Source organism: Leptospiraceae bacterium, from assembly GCA_024233835.1.
Lineage (GTDB): Bacteria > Spirochaetota > Leptospiria > Leptospirales > Leptospiraceae > JACKPC01.
The window spans coordinates 152,880-171,014 of record JACKPC010000007.1 but is presented as its reverse complement, the minus strand read 5'-3'; the positions used below and the strand labels follow the sequence as shown (position 1 = coordinate 171,014).

Annotated in this window: 13 protein-coding genes and 1 rRNA gene; 7 read left to right on the top strand and 7 right to left on the bottom strand. The window is 37.9% G+C overall.

Annotated elements, in window-relative coordinates; genetic code table 11:
* Positions 1-17: 17 nt before the first annotated feature.
* From hisA to H7A25_24865, 5 genes are all read right to left on the bottom strand, one after another.
* Positions 18-761: a 1-(5-phosphoribosyl)-5-[(5-phosphoribosylamino)methylideneamino]imidazole-4-carboxamide isomerase gene (hisA, locus tag H7A25_24885; protein ID MCP5503158.1), complete on the bottom strand. Its 744-nt coding sequence runs from the start codon at positions 759-761 to the stop codon at positions 18-20.
* Complete coding sequence (gene hisH, locus H7A25_24880) at positions 758-1,390, bottom strand: imidazole glycerol phosphate synthase subunit HisH (GenBank protein MCP5503157.1); 633 nt, start codon at positions 1,388-1,390, stop codon at positions 758-760. The genes hisA and hisH overlap by 4 nt, the downstream gene beginning before the upstream one ends.
* Positions 1,387-1,971 (bottom strand): imidazoleglycerol-phosphate dehydratase HisB, encoded by a 585-nt coding sequence (gene hisB / locus H7A25_24875; GenBank protein MCP5503156.1) that lies wholly within the window; start codon positions 1,969-1,971, stop codon positions 1,387-1,389. The genes hisH and hisB overlap by 4 nt, the downstream gene beginning before the upstream one ends.
* 104 nt (positions 1,972-2,075) lie before the next feature.
* Positions 2,076-2,192: ribosomal RNA gene (gene rrf / locus H7A25_24870) — 5S ribosomal RNA — on the bottom strand.
* A 66-nt stretch (positions 2,193-2,258) separates the two neighbouring features.
* Complete coding sequence (locus tag H7A25_24865; protein ID MCP5503155.1) at positions 2,259-3,224, bottom strand: hypothetical protein; 966 nt, start codon at positions 3,222-3,224, stop codon at positions 2,259-2,261.
* A gap of 160 nt (positions 3,225-3,384) precedes the next feature.
* Between H7A25_24865 and thrS the strand changes: the two genes are divergently transcribed.
* From thrS to H7A25_24830, 7 genes are all read left to right on the top strand, one after another.
* Positions 3,385-5,301: a threonine--tRNA ligase gene (gene thrS, locus H7A25_24860; protein MCP5503154.1), complete on the top strand. Its 1,917-nt coding sequence runs from the start codon at positions 3,385-3,387 to the stop codon at positions 5,299-5,301.
* A 16-nt stretch (positions 5,302-5,317) separates the two neighbouring features.
* Positions 5,318-6,364, top strand: coding sequence for an alpha/beta fold hydrolase (locus tag H7A25_24855; protein MCP5503153.1), 1,047 nt, complete (start codon positions 5,318-5,320; stop codon positions 6,362-6,364).
* A gap of 128 nt (positions 6,365-6,492) precedes the next feature.
* The gene (locus H7A25_24850) at positions 6,493-7,134 is read left to right on the top strand and encodes a YceI family protein (protein MCP5503152.1); all 642 of its coding nucleotides are present in this window, start codon (positions 6,493-6,495) and stop codon (positions 7,132-7,134) included.
* 41 nt (positions 7,135-7,175) lie between these two features.
* Positions 7,176-7,757 (top strand): CDP-alcohol phosphatidyltransferase family protein, encoded by a 582-nt coding sequence (locus H7A25_24845; GenBank protein MCP5503151.1) that lies wholly within the window; start codon positions 7,176-7,178, stop codon positions 7,755-7,757.
* Between the two features lie 21 nt (positions 7,758-7,778).
* Positions 7,779-9,164, top strand: coding sequence for a sodium:solute symporter family protein (locus H7A25_24840; GenBank protein ID MCP5503150.1), 1,386 nt, complete (start codon positions 7,779-7,781; stop codon positions 9,162-9,164).
* A gap of 255 nt (positions 9,165-9,419) precedes the next feature.
* On the top strand, positions 9,420-9,680 hold the full coding sequence (locus H7A25_24835; protein MCP5503149.1) for a hypothetical protein: 261 nt from the start codon (positions 9,420-9,422) through the stop codon (positions 9,678-9,680).
* A gap of 1 nt (position 9,681) precedes the next feature.
* Complete coding sequence (locus H7A25_24830; GenBank protein MCP5503148.1) at positions 9,682-10,125, top strand: PIN domain-containing protein; 444 nt, start codon at positions 9,682-9,684, stop codon at positions 10,123-10,125.
* 161 nt (positions 10,126-10,286) lie between these two features.
* Here the strand turns inward: H7A25_24830 and H7A25_24825 are convergent, their stop codons facing one another.
* Complete coding sequence (locus H7A25_24825) at positions 10,287-13,346, bottom strand: efflux RND transporter permease subunit (protein ID MCP5503147.1); 3,060 nt, start codon at positions 13,344-13,346, stop codon at positions 10,287-10,289.
* A 110-nt stretch (positions 13,347-13,456) separates the two neighbouring features.
* Positions 13,457-18,043, bottom strand: coding sequence for a hypothetical protein (locus H7A25_24820; protein MCP5503146.1), 4,587 nt, complete (start codon positions 18,041-18,043; stop codon positions 13,457-13,459).
* Positions 18,044-18,135: the final 92 nt, after the last annotated feature.

The window sequence follows — 18,135 nt, the reverse complement described above, 5'->3', positions numbered from 1 at the left end:
GTTTTTTTTCCAAGGATTTATCCTTCCTCTCTGGTATTCATAGTTAAGGCCTGTTTCAGATCTACGCGACCTTCATAAATAGCTTTTCCGGTGATAACACCGTAGACTTTTTTCTTTCCTTCTAACTGGGAAAGTTCTACAATATCTTTAATCGATGAAATTCCGCCGGAAGCTATAAGGTCAAATGAAAATCTGTCCAGTATTTTTTTATAAGAGTCAACATTGGGACCGGCCAGGGTTCCATCAAGAGAAATATCCGTAAATACAATTCGCTTGACCCCCTGTTTCTCCAGGTTTTCTAAAAACTCCTCGTAGTGAATTTTTGAGTCTTCTTCCCATCCACTGATTCGCACAAGGCCATCCCTTGCGTCTACTCCTACAATAATTCTATCATTGCCCATGAGTTCCAGGGCCTCGTCTATAAATGCAGGATTTCGAACCGCTGCGGTTCCGAGAATAAATCTGTCGATGCCGATGGAATCGTAATATTTCAAGCGATGCATATCCCGAATTCCACCACCCAGTTGGATCTTTACACTACAGGCGTTCCGGATTTTCAAAATGCAATCACGGTTTGCAAAATCAGAAGAATCTCTGGCTGCATTTAAATCCACAATGTGAATGAGACCGGCACCATTCTGGTAAAAGGCTTTTACCAGCTCCCAGGGTTCCTCGCTGTAGACTGTCTTTTGAGAGTAATCCCCTTTATAAAGTCGTACAGCTTCTTTATCATATAAATCAATAGCGGGTATAATTTTCATTCTTCAACCAATCGAATAAAGTTTTCTAAAATTTTCAATCCTTCCGTATCGGATTTTTCGGGGTGAAACTGGGTTCCGAAGATGTTTCCATGCTCGACGACAACCGGAAATCTTTCTTCATAGTAGTTACAACTTGCGGCTACAAATTCATCCTCTACATCGACCGCCCGGTAGGAGTGTATAAAATACATAAATTCTTTATTTTTAATTCTTTTTAAAATCCGACTTTTTCGGTTATCCAGAAAAATCTCATTCCAGCCCATGTGAGGTACTTTGAATGCTTTGTCGCGAAACCGGCGAATACTGCCCGGCACAAAACCCAGCCCTTCGATTATCTGTCCTTTTCCGGAAAGGTCTTCATCGGAATCCTGAAACAGGAGTTGAAAGCCAATGCAAATTCCAAAAAGCTTTCCCCCGTTTTGCAAATATTCCTTCAGGGGTCTAATAAAATTTTGTTCCTGTAGATTAATCATGGCTCGGTCAAAAGCTCCATCCCCGGGAAGAACCACTCCTTCTGCTCCGGACATTTCTTCGGGATTTGTAATTAATTTATAATTCGAGGTATAACGTGAAATAGCTTTCAGGCAGGAGTGTAAGTTTCCCATTCCAAAATCAATTACGGCTATCATTCAAGAACTCCTTTGGTAGAGGGAATATGTTCTGCGTTCTGTGAGTCTATAGCTACTGCCATCCGAATCGCTTTTCCGAGGCATTTAAAAATGGATTCATGGATATGATGACGATTTTCTCCGTAGTGAACCAGAACATGAAGGTTCATCCTGGCGTTCATGGCGAGTTTTTGTAAAAATTCCAGACTGAGTTCTGCATCATAGATTCCGAATTTTCCTTCCAGCACAGGTCCGGTATACCGAAAAGCATATCTGCCTCCAAAATCGAGGGCTACCGTTGTAAGGGTTTCGTCCATAGGAAGGGTAAAATGCCCGTAGCGAAAAATGCCTTTTTTATCCCCCAGGCTTTTGTGAATCATTTCTCCTAAGAGAATGGCTGTGTCTTCTACACTGTGATGACAGTCTATCCCGATGTCTCCCCGCAGGTGGAGCTCCAGATCTATAAGGCCATGTTTGGAAATATGGGAGAGCATATGCTCGAAAAACGGGATTTCTGTATCAAAAGAATACTTTCCAGTTCCCCTGAGATTCAATTTTAAGCGTATGTCTGTTTCTGAGGTTTTCCTCGCGCTTTCTAACATTACCAGTATTCATTTCAAAAAGCACCTTTACTGTCAATCTACTTCTATATTTGAATAGTAAGCTAAGCTTTGGAAAACAGATTGTGGAGGGAAAAATAAAAAGTGCCTGGCGGCGTCCTACTCTCCCATGCAGCGAACCGCATAGTACCATTGGCGATGAAGGGCTTGACTTCTGTGTTCGGGATGGGAACAGGTATTTCCCCTTCTCCATAACTACCAGGCAAGGACAGTATTTTTGAACTATTATCTGAAGTCAAACCCTTTTTATAAAAATTGTGTTCCGCTATTTATTTTTTCTTAAATTTCCATTGGGCACTGAGCCAGCCCGGTTCGATAGGTTCGGCTTCGAGTTCTCCTCTTTCTATATGAATACAATGATTTGCCTTCCATACATTGCAAATATTGTAAAACCCTGTTTCTGCTTTTTCTATTTTCCATTGGGCACTGAGCCAGCCCGGTTCGATAGGTCCGGCTTCAAGATTTCCTTTTTCTATATGAATGCAGTGAGCTAATTTCCAGACGTTACAAATATTAAAAAAACCCGTTTGGGCTTTCTCTATTTTCCATTGAGCACTCAGCCAATCCTCTTTAATCGCAGCGGCTTCGAGTTTTCCTCTTTCCATATGAAGATTCCATTCTTGTTTCCAGACATTGCCTATCTGGTATTTCCCGGTTTTAAAAATAGACTCCTGCTTTTCTGCTATAGGTGAAGTTTTTGTTTCTTTTGGGGTCGGAGGGATTGTAAGCTGCTTTATCTGCTCATCTTTTTTTAGGGCAACCGACATGACAGCTAATATTTCACCATTTTCTGTATTAACGATTCTTCCATTTACATCAATTACTTCTTTCATATCCGTTAAGGTTCCAATAAGTAAAGCATTGGCTCCGGTTAGTCTTCCAACTTCTTTTATGGTTCCTTTATCGATTAAACCGTTTTGATGGAAATTCAATTCCTTCAAAACTTTATTCAACTGGTTTCTCTCGATAACGGTGATTCCTTTAACATCGAACATGGTAAAGATAAGTTTTTCGGATAAGTATTTTCCTAAGTCTACTTTTTTGCCGCTGAGATCTGTGAAGTCAAGAATGGCAATACTTTTCTTATTTCCTTCTTTTAAGGAACGCTCTATCTGTGTTCTCATTTCTATTAAACCATTTTCAAGGTTCTTTTCTTTTACATCTGCACTTTTACAATAGCTGATACCTAAAAATAAAGGTAGTAAAAAAAATATAAGTTTATATAACTTTGGCACAATATACTTCCTTTGTAAAATTATTTATTATAAAGAATTATTCTACGTTAATAATTGTCTATTCATTCTACTTTATTGGAAAAGGCATTTGAGGTATTTAAGGACAGGAATTTTCTATTTGACTTCAAACGAAAGCGGGTAAATCTGAACCTGTTATTCTATGGAAATTTGTAAAATTACTCTACCCGATGGTTCTGTACGTGAAATTGAAAAGGGAAAACCGGTTTTTGAATTTGTAAAAACTCTGGGTAAGTCCCTCGAAAAAGCGGCTCTCGCTGCCAAAGTGGATGGGAAAGAAGTTGACCTGAGCTTCCCTCTTGAAGCTGACCACAGCCTCGAAATTCTCACCTTTGAAACACCGGAAGGTAGAGAAGTTTTCCATCACTCCAGTGCTCACCTTTTAGGTCAGGCCGTTCAGAGGATTTTTAAAGGCGCCCTTTTAACGATTGGCCCCGTAGTTGAATCCGGCCCCGGATTCTTCTATTATGATATTGATTTTGGTGAGACAGTTATCACACCGGAAGACCTTCCTAAAATCGAGAAGGAAATGCAGAAGATCGTGAATGAAAACCTTCCTGTTTTCAGAAAAGTTTTGAGCCGTGAAGAAGCGGTGGAAGAATTCAAGAAAATGGGAGAGAAATATAAGGTAGAGCTTATACAGAGTTTCGATGCCGACACCGTTTCTATTTACGGGCAGGGAGAATGGTCGGATCTCTGCCGGGGACCCCACGTTCCGAACACAGGTAAACTTAAGGCTTTTAAGCTTACCGCTATTTCCGGTGCCTATTGGAAAGGGGATAGAGACAATAAGATGCTACAGAGGATCTACGGAGTCGCTTTTCCTTCTAAGAAAGAACTGGATGATTATATCTTTCAATTAGAAGAGGCGAAGAAACGAGACCACAGAAAACTCGGTAAAGAAATGGATCTCTTTTCTTTCCAGGAAGAAGCTCCCGGTTTTCCTTTCTGGCACCCCAAGGGAACGATTCTCTGGAACGGCCTTGCAGATTATATTCGGCGGGAATGTACCTTAAGAGGATATAGCGAAATCCGTACACCGGCTATTCTGGACTCGAAGCTCTGGAAAAAAAGCGGTCACTGGGATAACTTCCGAGAAAATATGTATTTTACTGAAATCGATGAAACCGAATTTGCAGTGAAGCCCATGAACTGTCCCGGCTGTACTCTTGTTTACAGGCATAATATGCACTCATACAGGGATTTACCCTTACGTTATGCGGAACTCGGAACCGTTCACCGTCATGAGCTTTCCGGGGTTTTACACGGACTTTTCCGGGTGAGAGCCTTTACTCAGGATGATGCCCACATTTTTGTAACAATCGACATGTTGCAGGATGAGATTATAGAACTGATAGATTTTACTTTTAGTGTGTATAAGAAATTTGGCTTCCAGGAGTTTAAAACTTATATCGCTACCCGTCCTGAAAAATCCATAGGAAGTGAAGAAGACTGGTCAAAAGCAACCGAGGCTCTAAAAGAAGCTTTAAATATAAAGAATATTCCTTTTGAAATTAAAGAAGGGGAGGGAGCCTTTTACGGACCGAAGATTGAGTTTAATATCAAGGATAGTATCGGAAGGATGTGGCAGTGCGGAACGATTCAGATTGACTTTTCTATGCCGAACAGGTTCGGTCTGGAATACGCCTCAAGCGAGGGCACAAAAAAACAACCGGTCATGGTTCACAGGGCTATCTATGGTTCTTTAGAGAGATTCATCGGGATCCTGATTGAACACTATGAAGGCAAATTTCCGCTCTGGTTATCCCCTGAACAAATTCGGATTCTTCCCGTTTTAGAAAGCCATATCCCCCGTGCAAAAGAATTACATAAGGAACTGATACAATTAGGGTTTCGTTCAGATATAGACGAGAGAAACGAAAAGATAGGTTTTAAAATACGCGATTCTATTCTTAGAAAAGCTAACTATATGCTCATATTAGGAGATAAAGAAGTTGAATCGGGTAAAGTATCTGTAAGAAAACGCGGAGAAGAAAAAACTCTTACTTATGACTGGCCCGAGTTTCTTGACTTATTAAGAAACGAAGTTAATGAGTGATTTATAATATACGAATATGAGAACCAAGCATAGCTATACAGAAGCCATTGACGGACAACAGACAGTAGAATATTACAGACATCTACATGAAGTAAGAACAAAAGACGGGATGAAGCTGGTCATGACCCAGAAGATTCCTGTTAACCAGAAACCCAAAGCTTCCGTGATGCTGGTTCACGGACTCGGACAGAATCGTTATACCTGGACACAGACAAAACGTAGTTTTGAACATTTCCTCGTAGCCAATGGTTTTCAGACTTTCAATGTAGAGCTACGCGGTCACGGCATGAGCCGTGCCAATGGAAGTGAGCACCCGGAATCTTTCGAGTGTTACCTGAATTGGGATATACCGGCTTTCATAGAAGAAATTACGGAACTCTCCCACGATAAGAAAATTTTTTATATCGGTCATAGCCTCGGAGCAACCATTTCATACTGCATTGGTGCTGATTTTCAGGATAAACTTGCAGGGATTATCGGCATAGCCGGCCCGTATAATATGGGAAAAGGCAACCCGTATATGAAAGCTCTCGGGCAGAGTCTGGAAGGTCTGAAGGGTATTATTCCGTTACACCGCATTCTTCCTGAGACTTTTTATATAGACCTTATCGGTTTGCTTGCATCTCACGGACTTGAACTTATTGACAATGACAGTTTTCCGATACCCGTGCATGTCTGGTATCCGGAGAGTATAGAAAGAGATATTTTGAAAGAAAGAGTTCGCCGGGGTTTTGATAGAACCAGTCTCTCTGTTGTGTCTTTACTCATTGAGTGGACGGCTAAGGGAAGACTTTTTAACTCGGAAAATAATCGAGACTACGAAAAACACATCGAAGATATACAAATTCCTTTTTGTTTTATCGCCGGAAATGATGACTATGTGGTTTCTCCTGAAGATGTAAACGAAGCCTATTTAAAAGCCGGTTCAAATGATAAGGTTTTTAAAATATTCGGAAGTAAAGATACGTTTCCGAAGTTCGGACATATTGACCTGATTAGCGGAAAAGCGGCTCCTGCAAACTCCTGGAAGTATATGCTCGAATGGTTAGATTCGAGAATATAGGTAATTCCCCAACTTTCCCAAAACCCTCCGGTTTGGGAAAAAGTGCTCTTCATATTACTGCATATTTTTTCCTTTACGTAAAAGCAAGGCATAAGAAAGTTGGCAAAATTAGATTTTGGAGATGATGAATGAAGAAATTCTCGATTCTGTTAATACTTTTATTCAGTTTGAGCCTTGTAAATTGCGAAAAAGCACCGGATGCACCTAAAGCCGACACCCAGGCACCTGTTGAAAATACAAAGCCCCAGGCAGATGCAAAACCGCTTAAGTTAGACCTCGCAAAAAGCACGATTAAGTGGATTGGAACCAAGGTTACAGGAAAGCACAATGGAACGATTAAACTGAAGTCCGGTGAGGTTTTGGTTAGCGGACAAAAAGTGGTAGGTGGAAAATTTGTAGTAGATATGACTACTCTAGAAGATCTCGACTTAGAAGGAAATGATAAGTTTAAAGAGAAGTTAGAAACTCACTTGAAAAGCGATGATTTCTTTTCTGTTGAAAAATTCCCTGAAACTAAATTTGAGATTACTTCTGTTAAAGAAGAAGGTAATAACAAAGTAAACATTACCGGAAACCTGACGATTAAAGATGTAACCAAAAGCATTAGCTTTCCGGCAAGTATTGAAGTCGATGCAAACAAGAATCCGGTTGCAGCTAAAGCCAATTTCAACATTGATAGATTTCAATGGGGAGTGGTTTACAAAGGCAAAGCTGACGACTTAATTAAAAGTGAAATCAACTTTGATCTCGATTTAAAAGTCGGTATGTAAATTTTATAAGGGGCTGTATAAAAGCCCCTTTTTACCTCCTCTTGAAAGACCTGCTTTTACTTCCCAACATTCTCACTCTTCTTCGAATTCTCTTAGTAATTCCTTCTATAGCTTTATTCGAATATGGACATATTTATTATGCTCTTCCGCTTGTAGTCTTTCTTTTTTTAACCGATTTTTTGGATGGCTGGATAGCAAGAAACTTCGAGATGAAGTCCTATATAGGTTCGATTTTAGACCCGGTAGCCGATAAGCTGGTTGTTCTCAGCTTTTTTTCTTATTTTTATTACAGGGGAGAAATTATTTTGTGGTATTATCTCTTAATTCTTATCCGGGATATTGCCCAGCTTCTATCTATCCCCATATTATTACTCTGGAAAAAAATAGCCTTTCAGGTGAAACCCAAACAGATTCCGAAATGGGGAACAGCATTTAATTTTATTATATTAGGATTGCTTGCAAGCCGGTTTTACACGGGTTCTGAGTTCTTTAATCAGTTTGTGAAATTTTATCTTTTTTATCCCTTACTCATCCTATCTTCAGTAATAGAGCTTTATATCCTTTTTACTTATATTCCGAGGTTTATACAAATTTACAGGGGAACTCATGATACATTTGAATAAAATTTTTTAGGAGATTCTTATATGCTGGATATATTTGTATTTATTTCTATGATGCTTTTACTTCTCTATATAGGCTGGAGAAATGTAAAGAAAGTCAATTCAGAAACAGCCTACCTTTTAGCCAATCGAAGCACCGGTCTTTTTAGTCTGACGGCTACTCTTGTGATGACGGAATTCAACCCTTCTACTCTTATCGGCTTCTCGGCTGCCGGCTATGTAGCCGGACTCTATGCACTTTTTTTACCCTTTGTCTTCTTTTTCGGTCTGGGTTTTTATACTATCAGTGTTGCCAAAAAATGGAAGCAGTTAAATGGAATGAGTGTTGCAGAACTTTTTACGATGCGCTATGGTAAAGGAGTCGGTCGATTAGCCAGTGTTTTTTTACTTCTGGCAATGCTCGGTTTTAGTGCCAATTATATCAAATCTTTGCTGTTTATCTTTCATCCCATATTTCCCTTTCTTTCAGACACTGTATTTTCTTTGGTTATTGTTCTTACAGTACTTATACTGACTCTCAGGGGAGGACTTTTTTCTATCATTTCAACCGATGTTGTAAGTTTTATAGCTACTCTTATCATAATTCCTTTAATATTCTATTTCTCTTATGAGTCTTCTCAGTCCGGTTTTCAAGGCCTACAGGTGCAATTCCCCCTGGAAAAAAGTAAGGAATTGCTTCCTCCTAAATATATACTTTCTTTGATTCTCCTGACTACTTTTACTTATATAGCCGCTCCCTGGTACGGACAGAAAATTTTCTCAGCAAAAAATGAGAAAACTGCTTTTATGGCAGTCGGTCTTTCTGCTATTCTGGTTTTTTTTCTGTATTCTTTTCCGCTTCTTTCCGTTTCTTTTTTGAAGTTAAAAGGAGTAGTCTTAGCATCTCCTGATTTAGCTTTTCCTTATATTATAAAGAATCTTCTACCGGATGGACTCAGAGGTTTCAGTTATGCACTTCTATTTGCAGCGGGGATTACAACTTTATCCGGTGTCTGGAGTGCTATGGTTACTATGATAATCGCCGATTTCTTGGGGTATCAGGATAAAGAAGCAAGGGCTGAAAAGCGGGGAATCTATCTTACTCTTATTATAGCGGTTTTGACTTACCTCGTTTCTATCACCTTTATAGACAGGATATTAGACAAACTTATCCTTGCCAATATTCCTGTTGCGGCCCTATCCTTTTCTCTTCTGGCCGGATTTTACTGGGATAAGGCTTCGAAGGTCGGTGCTATTAGCAGTATTATTACGGGCTTTATTTGGGGAAGCGGCTGCTATTTATACTTCGGAGAAAAAGGAATGTACACCTGGTATTGGTCTTTTTATGGCATCCCCCTCATTTTTCTTGTAGGAATTGTATTCTCCTATATTATCCCTGATAAGAGTAAGAAACCTCTAAAGAGGAGGTAAGCCACAGGGAGCCATCGCTCACCCACAGCAAGCTCATCCTTTCCCACGACCTGTGCATAAAGAAAGCAAAAGAACTCGGCTTTCATTTATATCTCTAACGGATATAAAGACCATGTTCATCTTCTCATCGCATGAGTGCGGAAGACCGACGACATATCTTTTAAAAACCTATGTCGTTTCAGTTGTAGCCATCAGAAAAACACTTGCATTTTTTATTATCAGATAGTCAGATAGAAGAAAGAAGGAGGGTTTACCATGAAAACAATTACGTTATCCATTGAAAATGATGAGTTTGCTGAAATTCTGGTGAGAATGCTCGAACAAATGCAGTTTGTACAAATTCACGCAAAACAAAAAGAGGAAGCTGAAAACATAGAATTACTTTCTATGACTGAAGAACCTAAATGGGATCATAAAAGCATAGAAAATAATTATTTTTTTAACAGAGCATCAGTTGTTGGACGACTCGATTGTGAGCTTAGTGCTAATGAGTTAGTTTCTATGCTGAGTGTATAAAATGAAATATATTTTCGATACAAATATCATTCTTCACATGATGCGAAACTCAGAAATATGGAAAAGAGTAGAGCGTGAATTTAGTTTTGAAAATCAAAATAATAAGATATATATTTCGATTGTTAGTGAGGCTGAAATATTATCTCTTGCAAGACAATTAGCTTGGAGTGAAAAGAGAGTAAATACATTAATAGACATATTAGATAATATTTATACATTATATATTAATAAAGAAGTCGTAAAACATTATGTAGAAATAGATGTTTATAGTCAGGGAAAACATCCTACAAAAAAGTTACCTGCAAATCTGAGTTCTCGCAATATGGGAAAAAATGATATATGGATTGCAGCAACCGCAATAGCTGCAAAAGCAGAACTTATCACAACCGATAAAGATTTTAATCATTTAAATGGAGAATTTCTAAAGATAAATTATATACAATAATATCTTTTCTATCGCACAAAAAGTTTTCAAATACTACATTTTTCATTGCTGCCTAATCTGTGTGTGTGAATTCGTTCCCGGTCTACAATACAGTCGTTATAGAGTGAACTACCTCAGTCTATGGTTAGTTTATTCGAGTAAATTCAACCATAAAAAGATAGCTAATCTACTTCTTCTTTTCTTCTCCATTTTAGGAAATCGATTAAGATACTCGTAAAGATAGGAATTAAGACCAGAACGATAAAGGTTCCAAAAAGTAGACCGTAAGCGAGGGCAATACACATTTGTTCAAAAAATGGATCACTTCCACCAATCCCATAAGCTGTTGGTAATAAACCCAGAACGGTTGTAATCGTAGTCAGAAGAATCGGTCGCAAACGACTTACAGCTCCTTCCACTATCGTATCACGATTTAAGTTGTTAATTTCATCTTTTGAGAATATTGTATATACCATTACAATTGAATCGTTTACTACTACTCCGGATAAACCCACAATCGCAAGGCCTGCAAAGATAGAAATAGGCATATTATGTAAATATAAAGAATACATAACACCGATAATACTGAAAGGAATAGCCAGCATAATTAGAAAAGGTTTGGCAAAAGAATCGAATATTAGACTTATCACAAGGTAAATTCCGAGTATGGCTATCATAGCAGCAGAACCGAGATTACTAAATATCTTTTGTGACTCTACAGGTTGTCCGCTAAAAGAAATTCGAACTTTTCCCGAAGATGGAAATTCTTTTGCAACTTCTAATAGGACTTTGGATATATTCACTTTTCGTATATCTACACTTCCGAATATAGTAGTCGTTTGAATGCGATTAACATGTACGATTTCACCACGAGAAGGCTTTTCTTCCATCCAGACAAATTCTTGAAGTGGAATCATGTAATCTCGGTTGTTTAACAGGGGCAATTTAGATATAAAGGCTTCATCGGCTCTGGCTTTCTCATTCAATCGAAGTCGAATATCTTTCGTTTTGTTCTCATGATTCATGGAGCTGACTATCATTCCATCAAAGGCAATTCGCAGAGTGGAGAGAACATCCTCAACAGTAAGACCGGCACGAGATAGAAGGTCATGTTTGAATTTTAGATTTATTTCATCTTTCCCTATCACCTTATCATCTTTTATTTCCAGGAGACCTTCCTTTTTGGAAAGATATTCAATAATTTTTTTAACGGTCTCCTCTCTCTCTTTTTCATACTCAGAGCTAACACGGATTTCAAAATCTTTTCCCATAGGAGGGCCGATTCTCATTAGATCCATAAGGAAAGTAACCCTGCCTTCAGGATAAATTCTACGAATATCTTCCCGCATTTGTTTTATTATCTGGAAAGCCTGTCTTTTTCTCTCATTAAAGGGTGTGAGATAAATAAAAGCAGTAGCAATATTGTCAAGACTTCCCCTATCTGTAGTAGGATCCAGGCTATGTGTTCCGAAGCGTAAACTAAATCCTGCCACATCTTCTTTTGGACTGGATATAAGAACTTCTTCAAATTTTGTTAATTCTTTTTCTACCTTATCCATACTATAGCCATGCGGAAAAGTGAATTGAACTGTTATACCTTCTGAGGAGTCCTGCGGAAAAGGATCTTTTCGTATTTTTTCTTTTGCCAGATAAAGCGAAGAAATAAACAGGAGTATAAATAAAACAAGAATTACATAACGAAACTTTAATATTTTAAGTAGAACTGACTGATAAAAGTTTTCAAGAGAATGAACAAATTTTTTCTTTTCTATTTTTTTTACCTTTCCGTGGCTCAAATGTGAGGGAAGTAAAAAATAAGCATCAAATAGAGAAACACTGAGAGCCAGAATCACAATTAAGGGTAGAACCCAGACAAATTTTCCCGGGAGACCTCCGAGAGAAACGAGAGGACTGAAAGCAATCATTGTTGTTGTGGAGGAAGCTAAAACAGGTTTCCATACGTGTTCTACCGCTTTCTTGGCTGCTTCAAAGGAAGACATACCTTCTTCTTTATACGTGCTGATTTCTTCCGCGACAACAATGGCATCATCTACAAGCATACCGATAACGACAATAAAACCTCCGAGAGTGAGTGCATTCAGTGTAATTCCCATATTATACAGAATAATATAAACTCCAAATAGGGAAAAGGGGATACCGAAAGCCGTCCAGAAGGAAGTCTTCATATCAAAGGTAAAAAATAAAATAATAAATACCAGAATAAATCCGGCTATTGCATTGCCTGTGACTAATTGCAACCTTCCTCTTGTAAATCTCGATTGATCGTTAAATAAAGAATAAGATAGACCTTTTGGAATCTCAATTTTTTTTAGCATGGACTGTATGCCATCTATTGTTCTTAATACGTCCTTATCCTTTTTATTTTTTACTAATATAGAAAGCCCCGGCTTCCCATTATTACGCACCCTCAGTTTTTGTTCTTTGTTATTGAGATTCAGAGTCGCTATGTCTCTCAACTTGGTGCCGAGCCCATCCTCCGACATGCGAACATTTGTATCAAGGATTTCGTCAAGGGATTGAAATTTACTAAAAGATACAACTTTTTTCTCAGATAAAAAAGACTCAAGAACACCTCCACTCCCTTCAAGATTTCGTTTTTGAATAGCATACGCAATTCGGCGAAGGTCAACCAGTTTATTCCTCGCTTTAAGCGGATCAACTAAAACTTCAATTTCTTCGTCCGGAAAACCTACAATTTCAACAGAAGCAACACCTTCCACTTCCAAAAGTTTGGCTTTAAAATAGTCTACAAATTTTCTTAGTTCCGGGGTTTTTCCAAAGAGGGCAATTTCTAAAACGGGTAGATCAAAACTGGTAATTTTCTTCAAAGAAGGTCTTCCTTCTATACCGGAAGGCAATGTGGATATCTTACTAATTTCTCTATCCAGATCATCAAAAACTTTGTTAATGCCGACTTCATCTGCATCTTCATCAATAGATACAACTATATTTGAATACCCTTCATTCGAGTACGAGGTAATTTCATCAACTCCGCTCAAACCCTCTATGGATTCCTCAATTTCCCTTGTTACATTTAATTCTACATCCCTCGCGGAAGCACCGGGGTAGATAGTGGTGATAATTACCTTGTTTACCGTTATTGTGGGGAAAGCTTCCTTCCGCATTTTTAAAACAGATTGTAAACCTAAAAAAAAGACCGCGATAATAATGACATTTACCAGGGTAGGACGTTTTAAAAAATAATCTACCAGTGCCTGCATTGATTTCCCCCTTAGAAATTGAATACAACTTAATTCACAAGACTATAGTTTTTAGTAATTTCTGTAAAGAGATAATTTTTATAAGACCTTTATTTTTTAAAACTCCATATTTATTTTCTTTTTATAATTCCAAATCTTGCATTAACTTCGATCCAGGGAAATACATGTCTATCTTTAGGTGTATCATAGATAGCAAGTTCTAAATCTCTCTCTGTGGTTAAAAAGTCCACCTCTTTAAATAGCGGTGCCCAGTGATGAGTTGCCTGTATAAAAGAACCCATATCATTTTTCTTTAATAATCTGGAACTTTTTGTATCAGCATGTGTAAAATAAGGAACTGCATCTTCCACTTCAACCTGCGTATCATGGTTTTTATTTCCGCTTTGGATAGAGAGAAGATTACTCAACATCTCGTTGGCTTCTGGCAGAGTTGATTTGTCTACAACACCTCTTACCGAAGAACTGGGAACTGTATCATCAAATTGCCCGTAAAGGGCCAGATTTATACTGGCCTTACTTGAAACGGAACTCATTCCCCCGGTTATGTGAACAAAACGACGACTGACCATCAGGAGTGATATAGCTTCGAACATAAGCTCCTGCAAATAGGGCGAAAAATTTCGTTTGTAATCCCTGGCTAATAACTCAATCTGTTTGGTAAAACGAAAATATTTTAAATTTGCCGTATCTCCGTGAACTGAACCATTTGTTGCACCGTATAAGAAATTTCTGGATTTCAAATATTCCATTTTTTTTCTTTGATCCGGAGTTCCCCCTCTCATCAAGGCTTCAGCAGTAAGGGCATTGGCACAACCCTGACTGTAGCCCAGAAGGCCAAAAGGTGTTTTTACTTTTTCAATAGTTTTTTCAATCCACCTTGCATTCGAACGCAGAGAACGCATGATTTTTGTATCGGTTCTGTAGGTTTCTATTCCCCGTTTTTTCTTGAGTCTCTCGAAAGTTTCTTCCAACTCAGTTCCTTCCGAACCATAGGTGATAATGCCCATACAACTCACAATACTGAAATCATATTTTCCGGGAGCCGGATCTATTAGTAGACGAACTAAAGGATCATTCTTAAGAGTTTCCTTATCTTTATTCTTTTTATATAATACATCTATAATGGTTTCTAATAAGACTTGCTCGTTATGAAAGCTCGATTTACCTGATTGTACATGCAGCCAGTTTCTTACACTGTCAATATTCTTCTGGTAGTTCCGAACCACAGTTAAAATAACAAGGGCTTCATGGTTTCGATGCCAGAACTTCTTAAACCAGGCTAATTGGAACGCTCTGGGATTCAAGTCGAGAAGTTTTGTACAGGTTTTAAAAGACTTCTCATAAAGCTTTATGGCTGCGCTTTCTTTTTCCTCGCTTCTATGGTTGAATGAAAGTTTAGCGGCATAGGTGTCGGCTTCTGCTATACTATCTATGGCTTCTTTTTCTAAGTTTGCGGCCTCAGGTGAGATAGTGATAGGATACTCAGAATATTTATATATTTGAATATATTTTTTTATTAAATCGTATTCTTCTCGATTTTTAAGAATTTTCGTGGCCAGCTTTGATAACTGTTGATAATAACTTTTACTGATAGTATTTTCAATTTCTTTTTTTATTGGAATCTGTAAACCGAGTCCTCTTTCAAAGATTTCACGGAAATCCAACTTTTCCTTGAGTATATCCTGGCGAAAGTTAAAGAGTCGATAAAGAAGCTGGGTTAGAACCCTTACGCTCTCATCGCTTAATTCAATTAACGTAAACTGCAAAAATTTCTCTTCTTTTCGGCTAATAAGTTCAAATAAATATTTTAGATTTAATTGAACATTTCTTCCTTCAAAAGGAGAGGATAAAATCGCCTGCAAAAGTATGGCTGCTTCCGAAGGACCAATATAGCCTTTACGAATGAATCCTCTTCTTTTATTTTCCGGTCTGAGGTCTTGCAGGCTCAGTATTTCACTTAAATCAGATAAGAAAAAATTAATATAGATTTCCTGAGGTAAATAAGCGAGGCCTCCGAATTGTTCTCTGGCAAGGTGAATCCTTTGTTTTAGATTATATACATTTAAGAGGTGTCGTGCCAGGGTAGATGAAGAACGATAGGGGTTTTGTTTTAGTATCCATTCTAACTGGGAAATGCGTAAATAATGAGCAATGTTCTCCAATTTTTCATGAAATTCTTCAGTCCATCGATCTTCTTCCAGACTTGCATAAATTTCATTTGCAGAAAGATAGGCAGAGAAATCAGATTCTTCTGTTATACTTAGTTTACGTTTTCTTTTTTCTCGATTTAATAAAATTGGTTCGACAAGAGTCGAGAGAATATTAATTATTTTATGAATTTCATTTTTATATTCTTTGTATGTTTCAGGGCGAAGCCTTTTAAAAATACTTTTCGAAAGGGATTTTGAAAGCCCTCTACCGGCCAGAAGTTGCTGAAGCAGGGTCTTAAAATCTTTCTCTAAATCTTTTCTGCCACTAAAACGGGTAAAGACCCTGATAAGATTCTTATAAGGGATGATGTCCCCTGCTTCGGTAACATTTTCTCTTTTAAAGGCTTTTCGTAAAAGGGTAGCTATTTTCCTGAGTTCGTATATAAGTTCTCCGGTTTTTTTAGAAAAGAAAGAGCTGAGCTTGTGAAAATGTTTGCCTACTATTGGATTTTCCAGTGTATCCAGCCACCTATCAAATTTTTCTTCCGGATAGAGAATCGCACTGAATATTTGTCCATCAAACATTCCCTTACTTTCACTTACAATGTCCAGTTTTCCCCCGGTTCCGATTAAAAGGTTTACTCTTCCCTTACGGGGTTTTTTATAAAAGAGAGGTATCGATTCTTTTTCTTTTCTCAGAATTGGGATTTGCTCCTCTAAATCCCAGACCAATTCAAGATTTAAGTTTCCTAAGCCGGTAGAATCCAGTTTTCCTTCTTTCACCATGGCTGTTAAAAGTAGACTGGAAGGAAAATCAATCGTATAACGATTCAGTTGAATATTAACTTTTCGGGCTTCAAAACCAAAACTGGAATTCCTTATATTTCCTTTCATGAAATTGTGCTTATCAAAATTTAAAAGGGTTTCCAGATGATACTGCAATTTACCAAAAACCATAGCCTGAAGCGTATCGCTTTGAATGTCTAATTCCGGGATTGCAGGGTGTTTCCATTTTAGGATAGAATCAATATCTACCATTCCGTCTAATTCTAATTTTAAGAGTTTTGCTGAGCGAAATTGTATTCTTCCGTTCACAAAACCATTTTGTAAACTGGCTTCCAGAGAAGTCTTGTTCTCGTTAAACCCGGCTTTTTTCGCTCCGTATTCACCGGAAAATTCCATACAGGTCTGATAGGATTGAAAGTAGTTTGTTCCCGGATCTGAGACAAGTTTTGCCTGTCCGTGACAGAAAAGCTTTGAAAAATTTAATTCAGCTTCCATTTCACCGAGAAGGTCCGGATGCTGGGCGTTTAAATTTACACTCCATCCATCAAGATAAGATTTCTCTAATATAATGAAAGAAACTTCTGACTCGGCTTCTACTTCTCCCCAGGTCCTGCCCTGCAAAAGAGATAGAATAGCCTCTACGGGTAAACGTTCTTCTTTACCCTTATAAATCAATTTGGCTTCCATTTTACCCTGGATCTGAGAAGTTTTTCCCTGAATCTTTAAATCCTCTACATTCAGACACATTTCCTTCTGCGTATTTTTCCCGACAAAATTACCGGATAGATGATGAGAATCTGTATTAAATAATCTAAGTGTATATTGAGAGTGATCCTGAAGAACAAGACGCAGTAAAGCTCTCGGAATTAAACCTTCTAAAACAAATTCCCCGCTAAAGCTTTCTGTAAATCGGAAAAACTCCCTACAGAGGCCCTCCACATCGATAATGTCAGTTTTTAGCCTGGCGGAAGATAAGGGTTTATGACTGAATAGACCTCCCAGTTCTGCATGTAAGGCCGGGATTATCATATAAGGAAGTTTGACTTCTTTAAAATGCCGAATGGTTGTATCCAGATAGTTTACTTTTCCGCTAAAGCTTAAATCCAGATTCCAGTGTTTATTTTTTTGAATTGGTTTACCTTTTACTTTTTCCAAATATACTAATGGCATGATTGCAGAGCCTTCTTTCTCTTCGAGCCTGTTGCTTACTTCTTTTTTGCGAGAGCTTAAATTCAAATTTTTAAAATTATTACTAATGAAATGTTCAATTCCCGAAATGAAAGTAAATGTGTTTTCTATTTTCTGTGTAATATCTTTACCCAGATGGTCTACGCTTTTGAGAATTTTTTCTCCACCGATAACATGTAAGAAATTCTTAATCTCTTCCACATTATTATCATCAAAGATTTCCGGGAGGGTAGCTAAAATCGGGAGAACCTTATCCAGAATAATAGGTTTTGTAAACTCTAACTCGAAGTCGGTAATAATAGTATTGACTTCTTTTTTTTGTTCGATCTGGGCTGTGCTTATAAACAGATTGCAAACAGTTTCTTCCTTGATTTCAACCAGCAGATGGTTCCCTTCCGTAATGGGTAATTTATAATTACCGGGCTTTAGTTTGAGTGAAGCTTTCGTATGAAAAAAATGAATATCTTTACCGGAAAACTCTTCGAGTCCTCCGCCAATTTGTCTCGTTATTTTAATGGGTCCGAATTTTTGGCTTGCCTTCGGTTGCAAGGTAAATTGAAGTTTAGAATTCATTTTTAAAATACTCCCTGCATAATGATTTTATTTTACAAAAGCTATGTCCACAACATTTTTCAAAAAAAATAATGGTTTAGAAGTATCTTATG